Here is a 19,621-nt window from a genome sequence, read left to right as displayed (position 1 = left end):
CGGGAGAAGGTGCATGAAGTCGAACGCGCGATCGAAAACCATCACTGAAGGCGTCGAGCGTGCCGCGAACCGGGCGATGTTCTTCGCGCTGGGCTACACGGAGGAGGATTTCTCCAAGCCGATGATCGGCATCGCCAACGGTCATTCGACCATCACACCCTGCAATGCCGGCCTGCAGCCGCTGGCCGATGCCGCCGTCCAGGCGATCCGCGAGGCCGGCGGCAACCCGCAGACATTTGGCGTCCCGACCATCTCCGACGGCATGTCGATGGGCACGGAGGGCATGAAATACTCGCTCGTTTCGCGCGAGGTGATCGCCGACTGCATCGAGACCACCGTGCAGGGTCAGTGGATGGACGGCGTCCTCGTCATCGGCGGCTGCGACAAGAACAAGCCGGGCGGCATGATCGGCATCGCCCGCGCCAACGTGCCGGCGATCTATGTCTATGGCGGCACCGTCATGCCGGGCCGGCTCAACGGCCGGGACCTGTCTCTGGTTTCCGCCTTCGAGGCGGTCGGTGCGGTCAAGGCCGGTCACATGAGCGAGACCGAACTCACGGAGGTCGAGCGCGCCGCCGTGCCGGGCACCGGCGCCTGCGGCGGCATGTATACCGCCAACACGATGAGTTCGTCCTTCGAGGCGCTCGGCATGGCCCTGCTCGGCTCGTCGACCATGGCCAACATCCACGAAGAGAAACGCCTTTCGGCCGCGCAATCCGCCCGCGTGCTGATCGACGCCGTGCACAACGGGCTGAAGCCGCGCGACATCATCACCCGCCGCAGCGTCGAGAACGCCGTCGCGCTCGTCATGGCGACGGGCGGCTCGACCAACGCCGTTCTGCACTATCTGGCCATCTGCCAAGCGGCCGAAGTGGACTGGACGCTGGACGATTTCGAGCGCATCCGGCGCAAAGTGCCGGTGCTGTGCGACATGAAGCCCTCCGGCCGGTACATGGCCGTCGACCTCCACCGCGCCGGTGGCATTCCGCAAGTGCTGAAGATGCTGCTCGATGCCGGGCTGCTGCATGGCGACTGCCTGACGATCACCGGCCGCACGCTGCAAGAGGAACTGGCCGGCATCCCCGCCACGCCGATGGCCGGCCAGGATGTCATTCGCCCCATCGACGCGCCGCTCTACCGCCAGGGTCATCTGGCGATCCTCAGAGGCAACCTTGCCGAGGATGGCGCCGTCGCCAAGATCACCGGCCTGAAATCGACCAGCATCACCGGCCCGGCCCGCGTTTTCGAGGACGAGCAGACGGCCATGCGGGCAATCCTCTCCGACGCGATCAGGCCTGGCGACGTGCTGGTGCTGCGCTACCTCGGCCCGAAGGGCGGACCCGGCATGCCGGAAATGCTGGCGCCATCCGCGGCCATCATCGGCCGCGGGCTGGGCGAGCATGTCGGCCTGATCACCGATGGCCGCTTTTCGGGTGGGTCCTGGGGGCTTCTCGTTGGTCACGTTACGCCGGAAGCTTATGAGGGCGGCACCATTGCCCTGGTCGAGGAGGGCGACGAGATCACCATCGACGCCGAAAGCCAGCTTCTGCAGCTGAATGTGGCCGAGGAGGAGATCGCCCGTCGGCGGGAAAAATGGCAGCGACCGGCACCGCGCTACACGCGCGGCGTTTTGGCCAAGTTCGCCCAACTTGCTGGTCCTGCAAGCACCGGCGCATTGACGGGATAGGCCCGATGCGCCACTAGAGAATTTTGCAGTCGGGTGAAGCCACCTGACGTCCGCATAAATGCGGAAAAACAATGATCTAGACCGGTTCAGCGTTTCCATGAAACGCTGAACCGGTCTAGATCGAACAGGAGTCTGAAGCGCAGCGACGCTGCACCAACGGGAGGAATCCATGACTTTATTCGCACGCAAACTTGTGCCGGTCGCGGCACTGGCGACGGCCATCGGCCTGTTCGGCTGGTCGGCAACGGCCAACGCCCAGCAGGAAGTGAAGATCGGCTACGCGCTGGCGCCAACCTCGCATTACGGCGTCGCCGCCGACAAATGGCAGGAGGTCGTCGAGGCGAAGACCGACGGCCGCTACAAATTCCGCCACTTCCCCTCCTCGGGCCTCGGCGGCGAGCGCGAGGTGATCGAGGGGTTGCAGCTCGGCACGGTCGAGGCGACCATCGTTTCCTCGGGCACGCTGAGCAATTTCGTGCCGGAGACCGGCATCTTCGACATCCCCTTCCTGTTCCGTGACCTCACCCATGCGCGCAAGGTTCTGGATGGCGAGGTCGGCCAGAACATTCTCGCCAAGTTCGACGATGCCGGCCTGGTGGCGCTGGCCTGGGGCGAGCAGGGCTTTCGCCACATCACCAACAACCGCAACGCCATCGCCGAGCCGCAGGATGTCGCCGGCCTGAAGCTGCGCACGATGGAAAATCCGATCCATATCACCGCCTTCGAGACGCTGGGCGCTGCCCCCACGCCGATGGCCTGGCCGGAAGTGATCAGCTCGCTGCAGCAGGGCACGATCGATGGACAGGAAAATCCGCTCTCGGTGATCACCTCAGCCAAGCTTTCGGAAGTGCAGAAATACCTGACCCTGTCCGGCCACGTCTATTCGCCGGCCATGCTGCTCGTCTCCAGGCAGCTCTGGGAAGGCATGACGCCGGAGGACCAGCAGGTCTTCAAGGATGCGGCCAAGGAAGCCGTCGCCGCCATGCGCGCCTATGTCGACAATGTCGAGACTTCAGGCGTCGAGCAGTTGAAGACCGAGGGCATGGAGATCAGCACGCTGACCATCGAGGAAAAGGCCGACTTCCAGAAGACGCTCGCCCCGGCCTATGAGAAATACTACGGCCAGTACGACAAGGCCACGATCGACCAGATCATCGCCACGGAATAATCCGGCCTGGCACGGGGACCATGATGACGCTTTCGCGAGCCGTCATCATGGTCCTTTTTTGTTTCGGGTGACCGATTGTTCGAAAACCTGCTCTCATTTTCGGCGATCATGCTTTAAACAGGACAGCCGGCAAGCCGACGAGCGGTGGAATCCGCCTCTGGGGAGGGGTCAGTGAACAGGTTCGAGCGCTACTTTCTCACAGCCAACAAATGGGCCCTGGTGCTATTGCTTTCGGCGATGGCCGTGATCGTCTTCGCCAATGTGTCGCTGCGCTACCTGACCAATTTTTCCATCACCTGGGCAGAGGAGGTGGCGCGCTACCTGATGGTGTGGATGACCTTCATCGGCGCCGGCATGGCGCTCCGAACGGGCGGCCATGTGGCGATCGGCAACTTCCAGGAGATGCTCGGCGCCAATGCCCAGCGCGCCCTGCGCATACTCATCCTGTGCCTGCTTTTGGCCTTCTTCGCCATCATGATCTGGATGGGCAAGGACTATATGGACCGCATGCGCTTCCAGGTGACTCCGGCGACCCGCGTTTCGTTCAGCTACATCTATGCGGCGATGCCGATCGGCTTCGGTCTGCTGATCGTCCATCTGCTGTTGATCGCCAGGAACTTCGTGCTCGAGAACCGCTTCGCCGAGATCGAGGCCGATTCCGCCACCATCGCTACCGGCCGGGAATAGACAGCCGTGGCGCTGATCCTCTTCGCATCCTTCTTCGCCCTCCTCGTCATCGGCATGCCGGTGGCCTTCGCCCTGGCGCTGGCGGTCTGGGCTGCCGTCGGGCTTGGCAGCTCCTATCCGCAGATCGTCATCGTCAAGGAGATGTTTTCCGGCCTCGACAGTTTTCCGCTGATGGCCGTGCCGTTCTTCATCCTCGCCGCCGAACTGATGACGAGCGGCGCCATGACGCAGATCCTGCTGCGCTTCGCCTCGCAGTTCGTCGGCCATTTCCGCGGCGGGCTCGGCTACGCCAACGTCGTCTCCTCGACCATGTTCGCCGGCATTTCCGGCTCGGCGCTCGCCGACGCCGCCGGCCCCGGCGCGATGATGATCCGCATGATGGAAAAGGACGGCTACGACAAATCCTATGCCAGCGCGCTGACCGCCTCGGCCTCGGTGGTCGGGCCGATCATCCCGCCGTCGATCATCATGATCCTCTATGCCATGCAGGACGAGCGCGTGTCGGTCATCGCCCTGTTCATGGCCGGCATCGTGCCGGGCATCCTCATCTCGGCGGCCATGGCCGCGACCAACTGGTATGTCTGCCGCCGGCGCGGCTTCAAAAGCAGCACACCGCGCCCGCCGCTGCGCGAGATGGTGCGCACCTCGTTGCAGGCCCTGCCGGCGATCATGCTGATCGTGCTGATCATCGGCGGCATCCGCAGCGGCATGTTCACCCCGACCGAGGCCTCGGTGGTCGCCGTGTTCTACGCGCTGCTGTGCGGCCTGTTCGTCTACCGCTCGCTCCACCTGAAGGACCTGCCGGACATCATCTTCCGCTCCGCGCTGGTGACGGCGACGATCCTGCTGATCCTGGCCGCCGCCCGCGCCTTTGCCTGGATCATCATCATCGAGGGCATCCCCCAGACCATCGCCGCCGCCATCGTCTCATGGAACCTCAGTCCCATTCTGTTCCTGCTGGCGATCAACGTGCTGCTGCTGGTGTTTGGCCTGTTCTTGGATCCTCTGCCCGGCGTCATGATCCTGGTGCCGATCCTCAGCCCCATCGCCTATTCGCTGGGCATCGACCCGATCCATTTCGCCATCGTCGTCATTGTCAACCTGACCATTGGCCTGTTGACGCCACCGGTCGGTGCTCTGTTGTTCGTCGTCTCGTCGGCGGTGAAGATTCGCGTCGGCGACATGATCCGCGAGATGCCACCCTTCCTGATCGTGCATCTGCTGGTGCTGATGGCGCTAACCTTCATTCCAGCGCTGTCGACCTGGCTGCCGGGCCTCAGCGGCTATTGAACCGTGCCGACCGACGCGCCCATTGCCAGTGCCGGGCAGCCGGCGTAACACCGAAGGAACGGAACGGCTCATCATCGCTGGCAAAACCATGCTCACCTTGATGAACCGTGGGAAACTCGAACCGAAAAGCGGGAGTGTGGGTCGCGGTGGGCATGAAATCCGACGAAGGCTCGAATACGGTCGCTCTGCAGAACGGCCTGGCGCTGGTGCGCTTGCTGTCCGATGAGGGGCCGATGACCGTCGATGAAATGGCCCAGCGCACGGAGCTGAGACCCGATACCGCGGCCAAGCTGATCAAGACGCTGGAATTGCATGGCTATATCGAGCCGGCGCGGTTTGCCGGGCGTTATCAGCCGGGCCGCGTCGCCGGCGCACTCTCCGAGGCCTTTCTGCGCGGCGCCCCCATCGGCGAGGTGGCGCGCCCCGTCATGCAGGCTTTGGCCGAGAGGCACGACGCCGCCGTCTCCCTGATGGTTCCCGATGCCGACCACGCGCTGTCGCTGCTCGTGTGCCGCAGCGTGGCCAGGAACACCCCCACCGAGCATGCGGGTTCAACCGCTCCGATGGTTCACACAGCCGCCGGCCACGCACTGCTCTTCACTGCCCGTGCACATGGGGAAGAACTGGCCTTGCCATCCGAAAAGGAAGCCAAGCTGACGCGCAACCTTGAGGATAGCTTCGCCTTCTTCCGCGCATCCGGCTGTTTCAAGGTCATGGACGAGGAGCGGAATGTGTTGATGCTCGGCGCGCCGCTGCACCTGAGCAATGCGGTCCTGGCCCTGGAGGCAGTGGTTCCCCATGCCGCGCGGCAGGACCAGCCACCCATCGGCCTCGTCGGCGACCTTCTGACGGCGATCGAACTGATCCAGCAGAAATCGGCGGCCGCCGGCGTGCGCTATCTGGACGATTGATGCACTTTGCCCGTCAGGCGGAACGACCTGACGTCCGCCGCTCGGCCATGCCTTCCTGAAGCCCACCGGAAAACAGATTGGCCAGAAGCACCAGTTCGCCGCCGATCTCCGTCAGCCGGTCGACGGGAACGTGTCCGGCCGGAGCGCCGCAGGCAATCGACATGGCACCGCCATGCAGCGGGGTCCGAAGAGGCGTGGCGACGCTGTTGATGTCGCTTTGCCAGCCACCGACACACCGCGCGAAGCCATGCGCGTCGATGTCATCCATGGCGCGCGCGATCGCCGGTTCGATTCGCGGCCAGTTGCGCTCGTGCCGTCGTTGAAGCGACGTCATCACGCCGCCGCGTTCGCCCTCGCTCAGGCAGGAGAGGATCGCATGCCCGGCTGCCGTGCAGGCGAGCGGTATGCGCGAGCCGACCCCGAGCCGCAGCGTCATGAATGTCGACGCGCTGTGGCACACTTCCAGGTGAAGCGCGTCTGTTTCATCGAGCACGGCAAGCGACACATGGACATGATGGCGGTCGGCGAAGCGCTGCAGATGCGGCCGCGCCATCTCGACCAGATGGGCCTCGCAACGCGCCCCGTAGCCGAGCCGCATGACACCGGGCGCCAGCCGAAAGCGGCGGCGGTTGACGCTGTAGTGCAGCATCCCCATCGTCACCAGAGACCTGGTGAGCCTCGCCACCGTGGGCGCCGGCAATCCGGTACGTCGGACGATGTCGGAATTGCTGAGCCAGACCGAGGCATCGGCAAATGTGGCAAGCAGGCTCAATCCTCGTGAAAGCGCTGAGGAAACAGCCATGCCGGGCTTTCCGGCACCGTCACCATCGCCTGCTTTAGCCAATGCCTGCGCTGCTCCCATCGCCACCGCATGAAAAGGGTCTTCAATGTAACAAAGATTGGAACCAGCCGGCAACGTAAATCGCCGCCATACGGCGTTCAACACAGGACGGCAAACGAGCGTTCCGGATGGGTCTTGCTATCAAGCAGCCTTGGCGATCTTCTCGGCAGCGATATGTCGAACAAGCAAAACACACCCTTTTGAACAAGCCGCCTATGCCGTATCCCTGTCGGGCATGTTACAGGCGTTCTGCCAACGCGGAAGGCCCCCAGATCATGCTGGCGGACTGGCTGGAGGATCTCGATGTCTGACGCATGTGACGCCGGAACGGCGCTTGACGCCCTGCTGATCGGCGATATCGCCCCTCTTGGCGCCGGCAATACGCCGAGCGGCATCGACAAGCAGCCCGTCGACAAGCCGCTCTGGCTTGGGCGCGAAGGGCTGACCGGCGACATGCAGGGCGACCGCAAGCATCACGGCGGGCCGGACAAGGCAGTGCACCACTATCCGTACGAGCACTACGCCGCGTGGCGCGGCGAAATCGGCGAGGTGCCCCTGCTCGACCGCCCCGGCGCCTTCGGCGAAAACCTGTCGACCACTGGCTTGAGCGAAAGCACGGTGGCGATCGGCGATGTGTTCCGGCTCGGCGGAGCGCTGATCGAAGTGTCGCAGGGCCGGCAACCCTGCTGGAAGCTGAATGCCCGCTTTGCCGTCGCGGACATGGCCGCCCGCGTGCAGAAATCCGGCCGTACGGGCTGGTACTACAGGGTGATCGAGGCCGGCCGCGTCGCCACGGGTGACGAGCTCCGCCTCGTTGAGCGCCGTCTGCCGGACTGGCCGCTTCACCGGCTGTGGCGGATCCTCTACGTCGACACGCTGAACCGCGATGCGCTTCGCCAGATGGCGGCCTTGCCGGGCCTGCCGGAAAGCTGGCGACGCTATGCCGAGCGACGCCTGGCGTCCGGCCAGGTGGAGGACTGGAGCCGACGGCTGCACGGCACCGCCGAATGACCCGACCGTGGGGTGGCGGATGGCGGGGCTGAAAATGCAATTTCGAGAAGGGCGAAAAGTGGTGCCGCTTGTCAGACTCGAACTGACGACCTCCGCATTACGAATGCGATGCTCTACCAACTGAGCTAAAGCGGCAGCCTCTCGCGTGGCTTGCGTCACGCCGAACTGCCCGCCTGATAACCGCATCGGTCGGCAAGATCAAGAGAGAGTTGCGTGCGGCGGGACTGTTCGTGCCGTTTTCCGACGAGGCTCATTCAACGGAAACGCCAAACACTGAAATGACGCCTCATCCCTTGTCAAGCCATGGACTCCTGACGCGCCTGGGGTAATCTTCCGCTTCGCTCCCCTTCGGAGAAAGCTCACCCAAAAGGCAAGCAGGAAGGTTTCCATGACTGAAGTTTCGATGTCGGTGAACGGACGGAAGACCTCCGGCGCCGTCGAGGACAGAACATTGCTCTCCCATTTCCTGCGCGAGACGCTTGGATTGACCGGCACGCATGTCGGCTGCGACACCTCGCAATGCGGCGCCTGCACCATCCATATGGACGGCAGATCGGTGAAGTCGTGCTCGATCCTCGCCGTGCAGGCCGATGGCAGCGAAATCCTCACCATCGAAGGCCTGGCCGAAGGCGACACGCTGCATCCCGTTCAGGCCGCCTTCAAGGAGCATCACGGCCTGCAATGCGGCTTCTGCACGCCGGGCATGATCATGGCCGCGACCGACATGATCCGCCGCCACCCCGACGGGCTCACCGAGGCGACGGTCCGCGAGGAGCTGGAAGGAAACATCTGCCGCTGCACCGGCTATCACAACATCGTCAAGGCGATCCTCGCCGCCGCCGAGGCCATGGGCGACGGCCGGGCGCGGGCCGCGTGAAGGAGAGCTGCCATGTATGAGGTCAATTATCACCGCGCCGGCTCGCTCGAAGAGGCGCTGAAGCTGCTCAAGGATGCCGATGACGGCAAGCTGATCTCCGGTGGGCAGACGCTGATCCCGGCGATGAAGACGCGGCTTGCCGCGCCCTCCGACCTGGTCGATCTGCGCCACATCGCCGAGCTGAGAGGCATTTCCGTTTCCGGCAGGACGGTGACGATCGGCGCCGGCACGACCCATGCCGAAGTGGCGTCGAATGCGGATATCGAAAAAATCTGCCCGGCCCTTTGCCACCTCGCCAATCTGATCGGCGACCCGCATGTGCGCCATATGGGCACCATTGGCGGCTCGCTGGCCAACAACGATCCCGCCGCCGACTATCCGGCCGCCATGCTGGCCATGTCCGCCACCATCCTCACCAATGCGCGCGAGATCGTCGCCGAGGATTTCTTCACCGGCCTGTTCGAGACGGCGCTGGAGGAAGACGAGATCATCACCGCGGTGCGCTTCGACGCGCCGGCCAAGGCGGGCTATGCTAAATTCCCCAACCCCGCATCGCGCTATGCGATGACGGGCGTCTTCGTTGTCCAGGACGGCGGTGCGGTCCGTGCCGCCGTCACGGGAGCCGGCGACGACGGCGTGTTCCGCAGCGCCGAGGTGGAAGAGGCCCTGGCGAAGGACTTTTCCCCCGCCGCCCTTGACGGCATCAATGTTCCCGCCGATGCGCTGATGACCGACATCCACGCCTCGGCCGCCTACCGCGCCGGTCTGATCGTCGCCATGGCCAAGCGCGCCGTGGTCATGGCGAACGGCTAGAGTTTTGCAGTTAGGTGGAATTACCTGACTGCAAAAAAATGCTCTAATGCTTCACCGCCGCCTCCCCGGCAAGCAGTGCCTCCAGCCGCTCGAAGCCTTCTTCCGTGCCGATGCGGCGCTGCTCGAGACTGTCGGTATTGCCATCGAGGAAGACCACCTGTTCGGTGAAAATCATCCGCGTGCCCTGGCCCTCCGCCTTGAAACCGACCGTCGCCAGCGAAACGGAAACGCGCTTCTCGCCGAGCCGCATCTCATAGGCGTAGACGATGCGATGGTTCTCGACGATGTCGAGGAAGCGGGCCTCGTAGATGAAGACGTCGCGGCCCGCCTCGCGCGCCCGGTTGTGCTCTGTTCCGCCGACGCGGAAATCCAGCCCGTAATCGACATCGTAGAGATCGTTGTGGCAGGACGACCAGGCGCGCTTGGCCTCCTCCCGCGACCAGGCGGCGAAGGCCCGCCGCGGCGGTGCCGGCAGGCGCCGCTCGATAACGAAGGTGGTGTGTGCCTCGGACCGCTCGCTCATGCTTCCGTTCCCGTCGGTTCTGCTGCGTCGCCATCGGCAAGATACGCCTCCAGCCGGTCGAACTGAAGGTTGAGGCCGCGCTTGCGCTCTGCGAGCCAGGCCTCGACGCGGCCAAGCGCATGCGGCTCGATGCTGTAGGTCCGCACGCGCCCGCTTTTTTGCGAGCGCACCAGCCCGCCCTCCTCCAGCACGCGCAGATGCTTCATCGCCGACGGCAGGGCGAGCGATCCCGGCTCGGCAAGCTCCTTGACCGAGGCCGGCCCGCGCGCCAGCCGGTCGACCATGCCCCGCCGGTTGGCATCCGACAATGCATGGAACAACCGGTCGAGCGATCCGGCCTGAGCGGCGGCCACCTATGCGTCCTCCTTGAGAAACCGCTCGGGCATCGCCTCGCGGAACGGGAACATATCGAAATAGGGCCGCGCCTCGTCAAGCACCCGCCTGGCCGCAGGGCGCGCGATGAGCCGTTCGAAATAGGCCGCAACCGTCTCGTGCCCCACGCCGAAGGGATGCACGATGCCGGCGTAGAACAGCGCCGGCGTGGCCGAGCAATCGGCCATGGTAAAATGCGTTCCGGTTGCCCATTCGCGGCTTTCCATCTGCCGCGCGATCATCCCGTAGGCCATGTCGAGGGTCGCCCGCGCGGCGTTGAGTCCGTGCGGATCCTTGGCGTCGGCCGGCCGGAGGCGATCGCCGACGATCGTCTGCATCGGCACGCTGACATAGAGATCATAAAAGCGGTCCCACAACCGCGTCTGCAGCGCTTCTTCCGGATCCTTGGGGATCATCCGCAGCCGGCCCGGATAATGCTGGTCGAGATATTCGATGATGATGCTGGTCTCCGGCACCGTCGCCCCACGCGCCGCATCGTGCAGCACAGGCATCTTGCCGACCGGCCACAGGTCCAGGAACGCGGCGGAGGAATCGGGATCGGCCAGGTCGACCAGGGAAGGCTCGAAAACGGTGCCGCTCTCATACAGGGCGATCAGCACCTTGTGGCAGAAGGAAGCGAGCGGGTGTTGGTAAAGCGTCAGGGTCATGGGAAGCCTCGATGGTCCGAGCGGCGATGCTCAATAGTTCGCTAAATGGGAAACTATTTATCCGCGCAGCCTTCGTCAATAATTACTTTCCCAAACGGTGAAGTTTTTATACCACGCGGCCGGCCGCGCCAGGCTCCGTCAGCGACGTCACTTGGCGAGCGCCGCCTTCAGGCGCTCGATCTCGGCGGGCGGCCAGCCTTGCGGGTCGGTGACGGCCATCCACGCGTCGATATAGTGCTCGGGGGCGTAGAGATGCCCGTGGCCGAGCGGCGCCGTCGTCGCCAGCGCCATGTCGAGCGCCAATTGCAGGAAGGTGACCATCGGATACCAGCGCAGTTGCGGCGACACGTCGGGCCCGCGCGCGCCGATGAGCCAGGCCGGCCGACGATACCAAGCGAGAGGGTCGAAGAAGACCACGGGGTCGCTGGCATATTGCAGGTAGACGACGCGCAGCGGCCCCCAGACGGCGCCGGGGATGTCGAGCGCATTCTCCTGCGCGGTAAAACGCACCACCGACCCGTCGCGGAAGCGCGGCAGCCAGGCGGGCGAACCGGTGTTGCGGTCCCTGGTGACGGAACGCCAGATGCGGCTGTTGAAGGGTGGACCGGCCCATAGTGCGCCCTGGAACGGATCGGCAAGGATGTCGAACAGCTCGCTCGACTGCTCCGAACTCAGCGCGCCGAGACTGAGCCCGTAGAGATAGAGTTTCGGCCGCGTCTCCTTCGGCAGGGTCTTCCAACGGGCGTAGACCTCGCGGAACAGGTCGTGCGCCGCCTCCGCGCCATAGCTCGGCTCGATCAACAGGGAGAGCCAGCTCGTCAGGTAGGAATATTGCTGGGCGACCATCACCGTGTCGCCATCATGCAGATATTCGAGCGTATCGGCCCCCTCCGGGTCGACCCAGCCGGTGCCGGTGGGCGCGACGACCACCAGGACGGAACGCTCGAAAGCGCCGATGCGCTCCAGTTCCGTCAGCGCCAGCCTGGCCCGCGCAGCGCTGCTTTCGGCCGAGCGCAGGCCGACATAGACGCGCATCGGCTCCAATGCCGGCCGGCCGGTGAAGGCGGCGATTTCCTCGCCCCTCGGCCCCTCGACGACAAAGCTGCGGCCCGTGCGGCCGAGCGTGTCCCAATCGATCAGCGAGCCGGGGCCGCCGGTCTTGAGCGGGTCGCCCGGCTGCTCGATGCCGTCCTCGAACAGCGCGTCGAGCGCCGCATAGGCCGAATCCGCCACACGCAGCGCGTAGCGCAGAAGCACCCGGTCGACTAATGAGGCCGCCAGGAGGCCGACCAGGACAAAGCCCAGCACATAGGCGACGCGGCGCGGCATGAACCGCTTCAGCCAACCCGAAATAAGGAAATAAACGCGGCTCAGCCCGCGCCCAATGCCGATGAGCAGCAGGAAAAGCACGAACGCGATGCCGCCGACCTTGGTCGGATGCGCTGTGTCGACCGGCGCGAGCCCCATCAGGTCGCGGATCGAGTTCTGCCAGCCGGCCGCCTTCCACAGGAAGAGCATGGCGACCGCCACGCAAAGCAGCGCCATTGCCCATTTGCCATAGAGGCGCGGCGACCGCCGTGGCTCCGGCAGCTCCAGATAGCGCCACAGCCAGACGGCGAAGACACCGAGACCATAGCCCAACGCCAGTGACGCGCCGGACAGGATCCCTTGCACGAAATAGGCGCGCGGCAGCAGCGACGGCGTCAGCGAGGCGGCAAAGAACAACGTGCCGAGGCACAGCCCGACCACCGAGAAGGTTTGCCAAATGCGCCTGTGGCGCTCAACCGGCAGATCGACCATCGCTATGCCTCATCCGTACCGCCGCCCGACACGCGGACCCATTGCGCGATAGAGTGAAGCGTTGGTGCAGGCATGGCAACACCGGGTTGCCGCCGGCTCGGGGATCAGGCGAGCGCGTCGACCAGGCGGCCCGCACCGTCGCGGAATGGGTCGACCGTCGGCAGGTCCATGCGCGCCTCGATTTCCTGCAGGCAGGCTTGCGCCTCCTCCACCGACAAGGCAGCCGTGTTGACCGAGACGCCGACCACCTTGACATCGGGATTGACGATGCGCGCCGTCTCCACAGACAGGTCGCGCAAGGCCTCGAGGGAAGGCAGTCCGTAATGCGGCAGGCCGCGCATATGGGTGCGGGTCGGCTCATGGCACAGCACCAGGGCATCGGGTTGGCCGCCATGGATCAGCGCCATGGTGACGCCGGAGAAGGATGGGTGGAACAGGCTGCCCTGCCCCTCGATCAGGTCCCAATGATCGGCATCATTGTCGGGGGTGAGCTGTTCGACCGCACCGGCCATGAAATCGGCCACCACCGCATCGAGCGGCACGCCCGAGCCGGTGATCAGGATGCCCGTCTGGCCGGTGGCGCGGAACTGCGCCTTTATACCGCGATCGCGCATGTCGCGCTCCATGGCGAGAGCAGTGTACATTTTTCCCACCGAGCAATCCGTCCCGACAGCCAGGCAACGCTTTCCCCGACGCTTCCTGCCGTCGGCGATCGGGTAGTCCTCCTGCGGCACACGCACATCGAACAGGCCGACGCCCGCCTTCTGCGCGGCGTCCACCAGCGCCTTCTGCGCCGTCAGGCGGTTGTGCAGGCCCGATGCGATGTCCATGCCCGCTTCAGCCGCCTCGACAAGGCTGGCGATCCAGCTTTGCGAAATGACGCCGCCACGATTGGCCGCGCCGACCACCAGGGTCCTGGCGCCGGCGGCCTTTGCCTCGGCTATGGTCATGTCCTGCAACCCGAGATCGGCCTTGCAACCATCGAGGCGCAACTGCCCGACGCAGAATTCCGGCCTCCAGTCCTTGATGCCCTGGGCGACCTTGGCCGTCAGCGCATCCTGCGCATCGCCGAGAAACAGGAGATAGGGCGTCTTCAACATGGCGGTCATTGCTCTTTGCGTTGTGGATCGGCAAGGTGGAGCCACAAATGGACCGGGAGGCGGCTGCGGCAACCAGGCACAAGCGGCAAAGCACCGGCCATTGTCAAGCAGTGGCCCGGCGATGCGTCAACCCTGGATCAAAACACCAGGTCCGGAAGCCAGGTGGCGATGGACGGCAGGAACCAGATGATCGCCACGCCGACGATCTGCAGGCAGATGAACGGCATCACCCCGCGATAGATCTGCCCGGTGGTGATCTCCTTCGGCGCCGCGGCGCGCAGATAGAACAGCGAGAAGCCGAAGGGCGGCGTCAGGAACGAGGTCTGCAGGTTGATGGCGATCAGCATTGCCAGCCACAGGGGATCATGCCCCATCAGGATCAGCACCGGCGCCACGAGCGGCAGGACAATGACGGATATCTCGACGAAATCGAGGAAGAAGCCGAGCACGAAGATCATCGCCATGACGAACACCAGCGCGCCCTGTGGCCCGCCCGGCAGGGAATGCAGGAGCTGCTCGACGCGAATGTCCCCGCCCAGGCCGCGAAACACCAGCGAGAACACGCTGGCTGCCAGGATGGTGGCGAAGATCATCGCCGTCACAGTCATGGTCGAGGTGACGATCGGCGTCAGGATGCCGCGTTTGGCGGCGCGGCGAATGGAGATGACGATGGCGGCAATGCCGAACAGGACCAGCCCGGTGGTCAGCCCCGCCAGCGCCCATTGCAGGATGCCGGCATCGCTGCGCTGCAGGCGCACCGGAAACAGCCCGGCAAGCACGGCGACGAGGCCGAGTGCGGCCGCCCCCAGCACGATCATCCGGCCATTGCCCTCGCTGCGCACGCCGGCCAGCAGCAGCGCACCGACAGCGCCGACACTGGCCGCCTCGCTGGGCGTGGCGACGCCGCCGAGGATCGACCCGAGCACGGCGACGATCAGGAGCACCGGAGGCACGATTGCGCGCAGGATTTCCGCCGCAGTCGGGCGGTCGCCGGGTTCCGCGAGCGCCGGCGCGACATGCGGCGACAGGGTCGCCCGCGTCAGCAGATAGGCGATGTAGACGGCCACCAGCGTCAGCCCCGGCAGAAGCGCGGCGGCGAAGACCTGGCCGACCGAGATGGTCTCGATAGTGAACTTGCCCTGCGTGTACTGCGCCTGCTGGTAGGCGTTCGACATCACGTCGGACAGGATGATCAAAAGGGTCGAGGGCGGGATGATCTGGCCGAGCGTGCCCGACGTGCAGACGATGCCGGACGCGAGCTTCGGATCGTAGCCGCTGCGCACCATGGTCGGCAGCGCGATCAACCCCATCGCCACCACGGTCGCGCCGACGATGCCGGTCGAGGCGGCCAGAAGTGCGCCGACCAGAATCACCGAGACGCCGAGCCCGCCACGCACGCCGCCGAACAGGCGCGCCATCGTCTCGAGGAGTTCCTCGGCGATGCGGCTCTTCTCCAGCACCACGCCCATGAAGACGAACAGCGGAATGGCGATCAGGACATCATTGGTCAGCGTGCCGAAAACGCGCTGGCCCAGCGCGCCGAGAAGCATTGGATCGAGCTGGCCGGCCATCCAGCCGACCAGCGCGAACAGCGCCGCAGTACCGGCCAGCATGAAGGAAACGGGGTAGCCGACCAGGATGGCGGCGATCAGCCCGGCGAACATCAGGATATCGAGCGGTAATGTCATGCGGGGGTTCCGTCCCCCGAAAGGCGCGCCAAGTCACGCAAGAGGCAGGCGAGCCCCTGTATGATGAGCAGCACGCAGAAGGCAGGGATCAGTGATTTCAGAAGGAAGGAGGCGGGAATGCCGCCGACGGAAATGGCGCCCTCCATGATCTTCCACGAATTGTGCACCGAGGGCCAGGAGAACCAGGCGATCATCAGCATCGACGGCAGCAGGAAGCCGAGCACGCCGAACACATCGATGCGCGCCTTTCCGCGCGGGTCGAGCTTGCCGTAGAAGATATCGACCCGCACATGCCCGTCGACCAGAAGCGTGAAGCCGGCCGCCAGCATGAACAGCGCCGCATGCATGTAGAGCACGGTTTCGGTCAGGAAGATGAAGCTGACGCCATACACGTAGCGCAGCACCACCGTGCCGAACTGCGTCAGCACCAGGGCCAGCGCCAGCCAGCGCACCACTGCGCCCACGGCCAGGTTGACGCGGTCGAGCCTGTCCGCCATCTGCAACATGCTGAAAATCCTCGAATGAAGCGGGCCGGAGGGTGCCCCGGCCCGTCCGGTCCCGTCAACCGCCGTACTTGTAATCCAGCGCGCGGGCGTTCATCTGCCCGTTATCCGCATAGACCATGTATTCGGCGATGTTCGCCCGGTAGGCGAGGAAGCTCTCGACGATGCGCTTGACCAGCTCGTCGTCATCCTCGCGCAGATCGGCGATCACCTCGCCGGCCGCATTGCCCATGGCGACGATCACGTCTTGCGGCAATTGCCGGACCTGAACGCCCTGCTCGGCGACGAGCTGTTTCAGCGCCGCCGCGTGCTTGGTCGAATATTCCGTCCAGACAGGATTGTAGAGCGATTCGCAGGCATAGGAGACGGCCTGCTGCAGATCCGCCGGCAGTTCGTCAAAGGCCGCCTTGTTGACCACGCACTCCTCCGCCGAGGACGGCTCGCCGACACCCGGCCAGTAGTAGTTCTTCGCCACCTGGTAGAAACCGAGGGCGGAATCGCTCCACGGGCCGATGAACTCGCCGGCGTCGATGGTGCCCGACTGCAAGCCCTGGAACATGTCGCCGCCGCCCATCGCCTGCACGGCCATGCCGAGCTTGGCGCACATTTCCGAGGCAAGGCCCGTGGTGCGGAAGCGCAGGCCTTTCAGGTCGTCGACCGAGTGGATCTCGTTGCGGAACCAGCCCTGCCATTGCGGCCCGGAATTGCCGCACAGGAACGGCTTCAGGCCGAACCGGCCGTAGATCTCGTCATACAGCGCCTGGCCGCCGCCATGGATCAGCCAGCCGAGCTGCTCATCCGCGCGCAGGCCGAAGGGCTGCGAGCCGAACAGCAGGATGCCGCGCGACTTCGAGCCCCAATAGGCCGGCACCGCATGGTAGAGCTGAGCCGTGCCTTCCGAGACGGCGTCGAACACGCCATTGCCGGGCACCAGCTCGCCGGCCGCGTGCAGTTTCACCTCCAGCCGTCCGCCCGATAAGGCGGTGATGCGGTCGGCCAGCATTTGCGCCGCCACGCCCGGCCCAGGCAGGTTTTTCGGCCAGGCCGTGACCATCGTCCATGTGCGCTTGTCCTGCGCGATCGCCGGGGCGGCAAGCCCCGTCGCAACGCCGGCGATGCCGGCAGTCTTTAAGAATTGACGCCGTTTCATTGGATTCCCCTCTTGTTTTGAAACGTCAGTTTCCCAGAATTCCCGGTAGCCGCAAGCCTTTTTCCCGGGCCCAGTCCAGTGCTTCCTCGTATCCCGCATCGGCGTGGCGCATGACGCCCGTCGCCGGATCGTTCCACAACACGCGCTCGAGCCGCCGCGCCGCGTCTTCCGTGCCGTCGGCGCAGACCACCATGCCCGAATGCTGCGAAAAACCCATGCCGACGCCGCCGCCATGGTGCAGCGACACCCAGGTGGCACCCGAGGCGCAATTGAGCAGCGCGTTGAGCAGCGGCCAGTCGGACACGGCGTCGGAACCGTCCTTCATCGCTTCCGTCTCGCGGTTTGGCGAGGCGACGGAGCCGGAATCCAGATGATCGCGGCCGATCACCACCGGCGCCTTCAATTCGCCGCTGGCCACCATCTCGTTGAAGGCGAGGCCGAGCCTGTGCCGGTCGCCCAGGCCCACCCAGCAGATGCGCGCCGGCAGGCCCTGGAAGGCGATGCGCTCGCGCGCCATGTCGAGCCAGCGGTGCAGATGCGCGTTGTCCGGCAAGAGCTCCTTCACCTTCTCGTCGGTCCGGTAGATGTCCTCCGGATCGCCCGACAGCGCCGCCCAGCGGAACGGGCCGATGCCGCGGCAAAACAGCGGGCGGATATAGGCCGGCACGAAACCGGGGAAGGCGAAGGCGTTCTCGAACCCTTCTTCCTTCGCCACCTGGCGGATGTTGTTGCCGTAGTCGAGCGTCGGAATGCCCTGGTTCCAGAAGGCGACCATCGCCTCCACATGCTCGCGCATCGAGGCGCGCGCGGCCTTCTCGACCGCCTTCGGGTCGCTCTCGCGCTTGTCGCGCCATTCGGCCAGCGACCAGCCCTTCGGCAGGTAGCCATTGATCGGATCGTGCGCCGAGGTCTGGTCCGTCACCATGTCGGGGCGGATGCCGCGCCGCACCATCTCCGGCACGATGTCGGCGGCGTTGCCGAGCAGGCCGACCGACTTGGCCTCGCCGGCTTTCGTCCAGCGGTCGATCATCTCCAGCGCCTCGTCCAGCGAGGTCGCCTTCTCGTCCACATAACGGGTGCGCTGGCGAAAATCGATGCGGGTCTCGTCGCACTCGATGGCCAGGCACGAGGCGCCGGCCATGACGGCGGCGAGCGGCTGCGCGCCACCCATGCCGCCGAGCCCGGCGGTCAGGATCCACTTGCCCTTAAGGTCGCCGCCATAATGCTGGCGACCCGCCTCGACGAAGGTCTCGTACGTGCCCTGCACGATGCCCTGCGTGCCGATGTAGATCCACGAGCCGGCCGTCATCTGGCCGTACATCATCAGCCCCTTGCGGTCGAGTTCGTGGAAATGATCCCAGTTCGCCCAGTGCGGCACGATGTTGGAATTGGCGATCAGCACGCGCGGCGCGTCCCTGTGGGTGCGGAACACGCCGACCGGCTTGCCCGACTGGACGAGCAGCGTCTCGTCCTCCTCCAGCGTCTTCAGCGTCGCGGCGATGCGGTCGAAATCGTCCCAGGTGCGCGCCGCCCGGCCGATGCCGCCATAGACCACCAGCTCGTTCGGGTTCTCCGCCACTTCCGCGTCCAGATTGTTCATCAGCATCCTCAGCGGCGCTTCCGTCATCCAGCTCTTGGCGTTCAGCTCGGTGCCGCGCGGCGCTTTCACGTCACGGATGTTGTGGCGTGGATTGGTCATGGCTTCAGTCCTCTTTCATCGACAGCGCGATCTCATCGAGACGCGCCAGAATGGTTTTCAGATGCCCGCGCAGCGGCGCGGCCTTGTCCGGATCATAGGCGAAGGGCAGGGTTTCGGAGGCGAGATGCGTCGCCTGCGCCAGCTCCATCTGGATGGCGTGGACGCCGGTCTCCGGCCGGCCGTAATGGCGCGTCGTCCAGCCGCCGCGGAAGCGGCCGTTGAGAACGCTCGTATAGCCCTCCGCCGCCGCGCAGATTTCGGCGGTCGCCGCCTCGATCTGCGGCGCGCAGGTCTTGCCGCCATCGGTGCCGATGTTGAAATCGGGCAGCCGCCCCTCGAACAGGAACGGGCAGTGCGAGCGGATCGAATGGCAATCGTAGAGGATCGCCACGCCGTGCAATGCCTTCACCCGGGCAATCTCGGCTTCAAGCGCCGCATGATAGGGCGCATGGAAAGCGGCCAGCCGCTCGGCCGTGTCGCGCGCCGTCGGCTCGTCCCCGGCGTTCCAGATCGGCTTGTCGTCGAAATCGGTCAGCGGCACGAGGCCGGTCGTGTTCTGGCCGGGATAGAGACTGGCGCCGGATGGATCGCGGTTGGCGTCGATCACGTAGCGGTGGAACGTTGCCCGGACGGTCGTGACGCCGTCGAGCAGGCCGTCATAGAGCTGGTGGATGTGCCAGTCCGTGTCGGTCAAAAGCCTGCCGTGCGCGTTGAGCCGCGCGCGGATCGCCTCCGGCACATGGGTGCCCGTGTGCGGCAGGCCGAGGATGACGGGTGAGGAACCCTGGCGGATTTCGACGGGGGTCATGCGCGAGCCTCCCGCATCGACGCCC

The 19,621-nt window shown here is 65.3% G+C and carries 19 protein-coding genes and 1 tRNA gene; 8 read left to right on the top strand and 12 right to left on the bottom strand.

Going from position 1 to position 19,621, the window contains the following annotated elements:
• Positions 1-13: 13 nt before the first annotated feature.
• The 5 genes from ilvD (at position 14) to AB843_RS01855 (ending at position 5,743) form a co-directional block, all read left to right on the top strand.
• A complete protein-coding gene (ilvD, locus tag AB843_RS01875; protein WP_048645060.1) occupies positions 14-1,687 on the top strand; it encodes a dihydroxy-acid dehydratase in 1,674 nt (557 codons plus the stop codon).
• 169 nt (positions 1,688-1,856) lie between these two features.
• Positions 1,857-2,855 carry a TRAP transporter substrate-binding protein gene (locus AB843_RS01870; protein ID WP_048645059.1) on the top strand — a complete coding sequence of 333 codons (999 nt, stop codon included), beginning with the start codon at positions 1,857-1,859 and terminating at the stop codon, positions 2,853-2,855.
• A gap of 171 nt (positions 2,856-3,026) precedes the next feature.
• Positions 3,027-3,542, top strand: coding sequence for a TRAP transporter small permease (locus tag AB843_RS01865; protein ID WP_048645058.1), 516 nt, complete (start codon positions 3,027-3,029; stop codon positions 3,540-3,542).
• A 6-nt stretch (positions 3,543-3,548) separates the two neighbouring features.
• Positions 3,549-4,832 carry a TRAP transporter large permease gene (locus AB843_RS01860; RefSeq protein WP_048645057.1) on the top strand — a complete coding sequence of 428 codons (1,284 nt, stop codon included), beginning with the start codon at positions 3,549-3,551 and terminating at the stop codon, positions 4,830-4,832.
• Between the two features lie 152 nt (positions 4,833-4,984).
• A complete protein-coding gene (locus AB843_RS01855; RefSeq protein WP_157384402.1) occupies positions 4,985-5,743 on the top strand; it encodes a helix-turn-helix domain-containing protein in 759 nt (252 codons plus the stop codon).
• 13 nt (positions 5,744-5,756) lie between these two features.
• Here AB843_RS01855 and AB843_RS01850 read toward each other — a convergent pair whose 3' ends face one another.
• A complete protein-coding gene (locus AB843_RS01850) occupies positions 5,757-6,545 on the bottom strand; it encodes an IclR family transcriptional regulator (protein WP_048645055.1) in 789 nt (262 codons plus the stop codon).
• A gap of 342 nt (positions 6,546-6,887) precedes the next feature.
• Here AB843_RS01850 and AB843_RS01845 point away from each other — a divergent pair, with 342 nt between their 5' ends.
• On the top strand, positions 6,888-7,595 hold the full coding sequence (locus AB843_RS01845; RefSeq protein ID WP_048645054.1) for an MOSC domain-containing protein: 708 nt from the start codon (positions 6,888-6,890) through the stop codon (positions 7,593-7,595).
• Between the two features lie 59 nt (positions 7,596-7,654).
• Here AB843_RS01845 and AB843_RS01840 read toward each other — a convergent pair.
• Positions 7,655-7,730: transfer RNA gene (locus tag AB843_RS01840), tRNA-Thr, on the bottom strand.
• Between the two features lie 253 nt (positions 7,731-7,983).
• On the opposite strand from AB843_RS01840, the gene AB843_RS01835 reads away from it, so the two are divergent.
• Together AB843_RS01835 and AB843_RS01830 are read left to right on the top strand one after the other, a co-directional pair.
• Complete coding sequence (locus AB843_RS01835; RefSeq protein WP_048645053.1) at positions 7,984-8,472, top strand: (2Fe-2S)-binding protein; 489 nt, start codon at positions 7,984-7,986, stop codon at positions 8,470-8,472.
• A 12-nt stretch (positions 8,473-8,484) separates the two neighbouring features.
• Positions 8,485-9,285, top strand: a complete 801-nt coding sequence (locus AB843_RS01830; protein WP_048645052.1) for an FAD binding domain-containing protein — start codon at positions 8,485-8,487, stop codon at positions 9,283-9,285.
• Between the two features lie 43 nt (positions 9,286-9,328).
• Here the strand turns inward: AB843_RS01830 and AB843_RS01825 are convergent, their stop codons facing one another.
• The 10 genes from AB843_RS01825 to hutG form a co-directional block, all read right to left on the bottom strand.
• Positions 9,329-9,808 (bottom strand): SRPBCC family protein, encoded by a 480-nt coding sequence (locus AB843_RS01825; protein WP_048645051.1) that lies wholly within the window; start codon positions 9,806-9,808, stop codon positions 9,329-9,331.
• Complete coding sequence (locus AB843_RS01820) at positions 9,805-10,161, bottom strand: ArsR/SmtB family transcription factor (protein ID WP_048645050.1); 357 nt, start codon at positions 10,159-10,161, stop codon at positions 9,805-9,807. The genes AB843_RS01825 and AB843_RS01820 overlap by 4 nt, the downstream gene beginning before the upstream one ends.
• Positions 10,162-10,848, bottom strand: a complete 687-nt coding sequence (locus AB843_RS01815; protein WP_048645049.1) for a glutathione S-transferase family protein — start codon at positions 10,846-10,848, stop codon at positions 10,162-10,164.
• A 147-nt stretch (positions 10,849-10,995) separates the two neighbouring features.
• Positions 10,996-12,648 (bottom strand): alpha/beta hydrolase, encoded by a 1,653-nt coding sequence (locus AB843_RS01810; RefSeq protein WP_048645048.1) that lies wholly within the window; start codon positions 12,646-12,648, stop codon positions 10,996-10,998.
• Between the two features lie 104 nt (positions 12,649-12,752).
• On the bottom strand, positions 12,753-13,748 hold the full coding sequence (dgcN, locus tag AB843_RS01805) for an N-acetyltransferase DgcN (RefSeq protein ID WP_048645203.1): 996 nt from the start codon (positions 13,746-13,748) through the stop codon (positions 12,753-12,755).
• 137 nt (positions 13,749-13,885) lie between these two features.
• Entirely contained in the window at positions 13,886-15,436 is a 1,551-nt protein-coding gene (locus tag AB843_RS01800) for a TRAP transporter large permease (RefSeq protein WP_048645047.1), read from the bottom strand.
• Positions 15,433-15,942: a TRAP transporter small permease subunit gene (locus tag AB843_RS01795; RefSeq protein ID WP_048645046.1), complete on the bottom strand. Its 510-nt coding sequence runs from the start codon at positions 15,940-15,942 to the stop codon at positions 15,433-15,435. The genes AB843_RS01800 and AB843_RS01795 overlap by 4 nt, the downstream gene beginning before the upstream one ends.
• 55 nt (positions 15,943-15,997) lie before the next feature.
• Positions 15,998-17,089: a TRAP transporter substrate-binding protein gene (locus AB843_RS01790; RefSeq protein ID WP_048645045.1), complete on the bottom strand. Its 1,092-nt coding sequence runs from the start codon at positions 17,087-17,089 to the stop codon at positions 15,998-16,000.
• Positions 17,090-17,114: 25 nt separating this feature from the next.
• Positions 17,115-18,788, bottom strand: a complete 1,674-nt coding sequence (gene hutU, locus AB843_RS01785) for a urocanate hydratase (RefSeq protein WP_048645044.1) — start codon at positions 18,786-18,788, stop codon at positions 17,115-17,117.
• A gap of 4 nt (positions 18,789-18,792) precedes the next feature.
• Positions 18,793-19,596 carry an N-formylglutamate deformylase gene (gene hutG / locus AB843_RS01780; protein ID WP_048645043.1) on the bottom strand — a complete coding sequence of 268 codons (804 nt, stop codon included), beginning with the start codon at positions 19,594-19,596 and terminating at the stop codon, positions 18,793-18,795.
• Positions 19,597-19,621: the final 25 nt, after the last annotated feature.

Source organism: Nitratireductor soli (assembly GCF_001050155.1).
GTDB lineage: Bacteria > Pseudomonadota > Alphaproteobacteria > Rhizobiales > Rhizobiaceae > Nitratireductor > Nitratireductor soli.
This window is presented reverse-complemented; position numbering and strand designations above follow the sequence as displayed.

Bases quoted from the DNA above. Each gene is read 5' to 3' on its own strand.
- AB843_RS01790 (WP_048645045.1), bottom strand. From the start codon at position 17,089: ATGAAACGGCGTCAATTCTTAAAGACTGCCGGCATCGCCGGCGTTGCG.
- dgcN (WP_048645203.1), bottom strand. From the start codon at position 13,748: ATGTTGAAGACGCCCTATCTCCTGTTTCTCGGCGATGCGCAGGATGCG.
- AB843_RS01870 (WP_048645059.1), top strand. From the start codon at position 1,857: ATGACTTTATTCGCACGCAAACTTGTGCCGGTCGCGGCACTGGCGACG.
- AB843_RS01795 (WP_048645046.1), bottom strand. From the start codon at position 15,942: ATGTTGCAGATGGCGGACAGGCTCGACCGCGTCAACCTGGCCGTGGGC.
- AB843_RS01825 (WP_048645051.1), bottom strand. From the start codon at position 9,808: ATGAGCGAGCGGTCCGAGGCACACACCACCTTCGTTATCGAGCGGCGC.
- AB843_RS01855 (WP_157384402.1), top strand. From the start codon at position 4,985: ATGAAATCCGACGAAGGCTCGAATACGGTCGCTCTGCAGAACGGCCTG.
- AB843_RS01845 (WP_048645054.1), top strand. From the start codon at position 6,888: ATGTCTGACGCATGTGACGCCGGAACGGCGCTTGACGCCCTGCTGATC.
- hutG (WP_048645043.1), bottom strand. From the start codon at position 19,596: ATGACCCCCGTCGAAATCCGCCAGGGTTCCTCACCCGTCATCCTCGGC.
- hutU (WP_048645044.1), bottom strand. From the start codon at position 18,788: ATGACCAATCCACGCCACAACATCCGTGACGTGAAAGCGCCGCGCGGC.
- AB843_RS01850 (WP_048645055.1), bottom strand. From the start codon at position 6,545: ATGGCTGTTTCCTCAGCGCTTTCACGAGGATTGAGCCTGCTTGCCACA.
- AB843_RS01810 (WP_048645048.1), bottom strand. From the start codon at position 12,648: ATGGTCGATCTGCCGGTTGAGCGCCACAGGCGCATTTGGCAAACCTTC.
- ilvD (WP_048645060.1), top strand. From the start codon at position 14: ATGAAGTCGAACGCGCGATCGAAAACCATCACTGAAGGCGTCGAGCGT.
- AB843_RS01830 (WP_048645052.1), top strand. From the start codon at position 8,485: ATGTATGAGGTCAATTATCACCGCGCCGGCTCGCTCGAAGAGGCGCTG.
- AB843_RS01815 (WP_048645049.1), bottom strand. From the start codon at position 10,848: ATGACCCTGACGCTTTACCAACACCCGCTCGCTTCCTTCTGCCACAAG.
- AB843_RS01800 (WP_048645047.1), bottom strand. From the start codon at position 15,436: ATGACATTACCGCTCGATATCCTGATGTTCGCCGGGCTGATCGCCGCC.
- AB843_RS01835 (WP_048645053.1), top strand. From the start codon at position 7,984: ATGACTGAAGTTTCGATGTCGGTGAACGGACGGAAGACCTCCGGCGCC.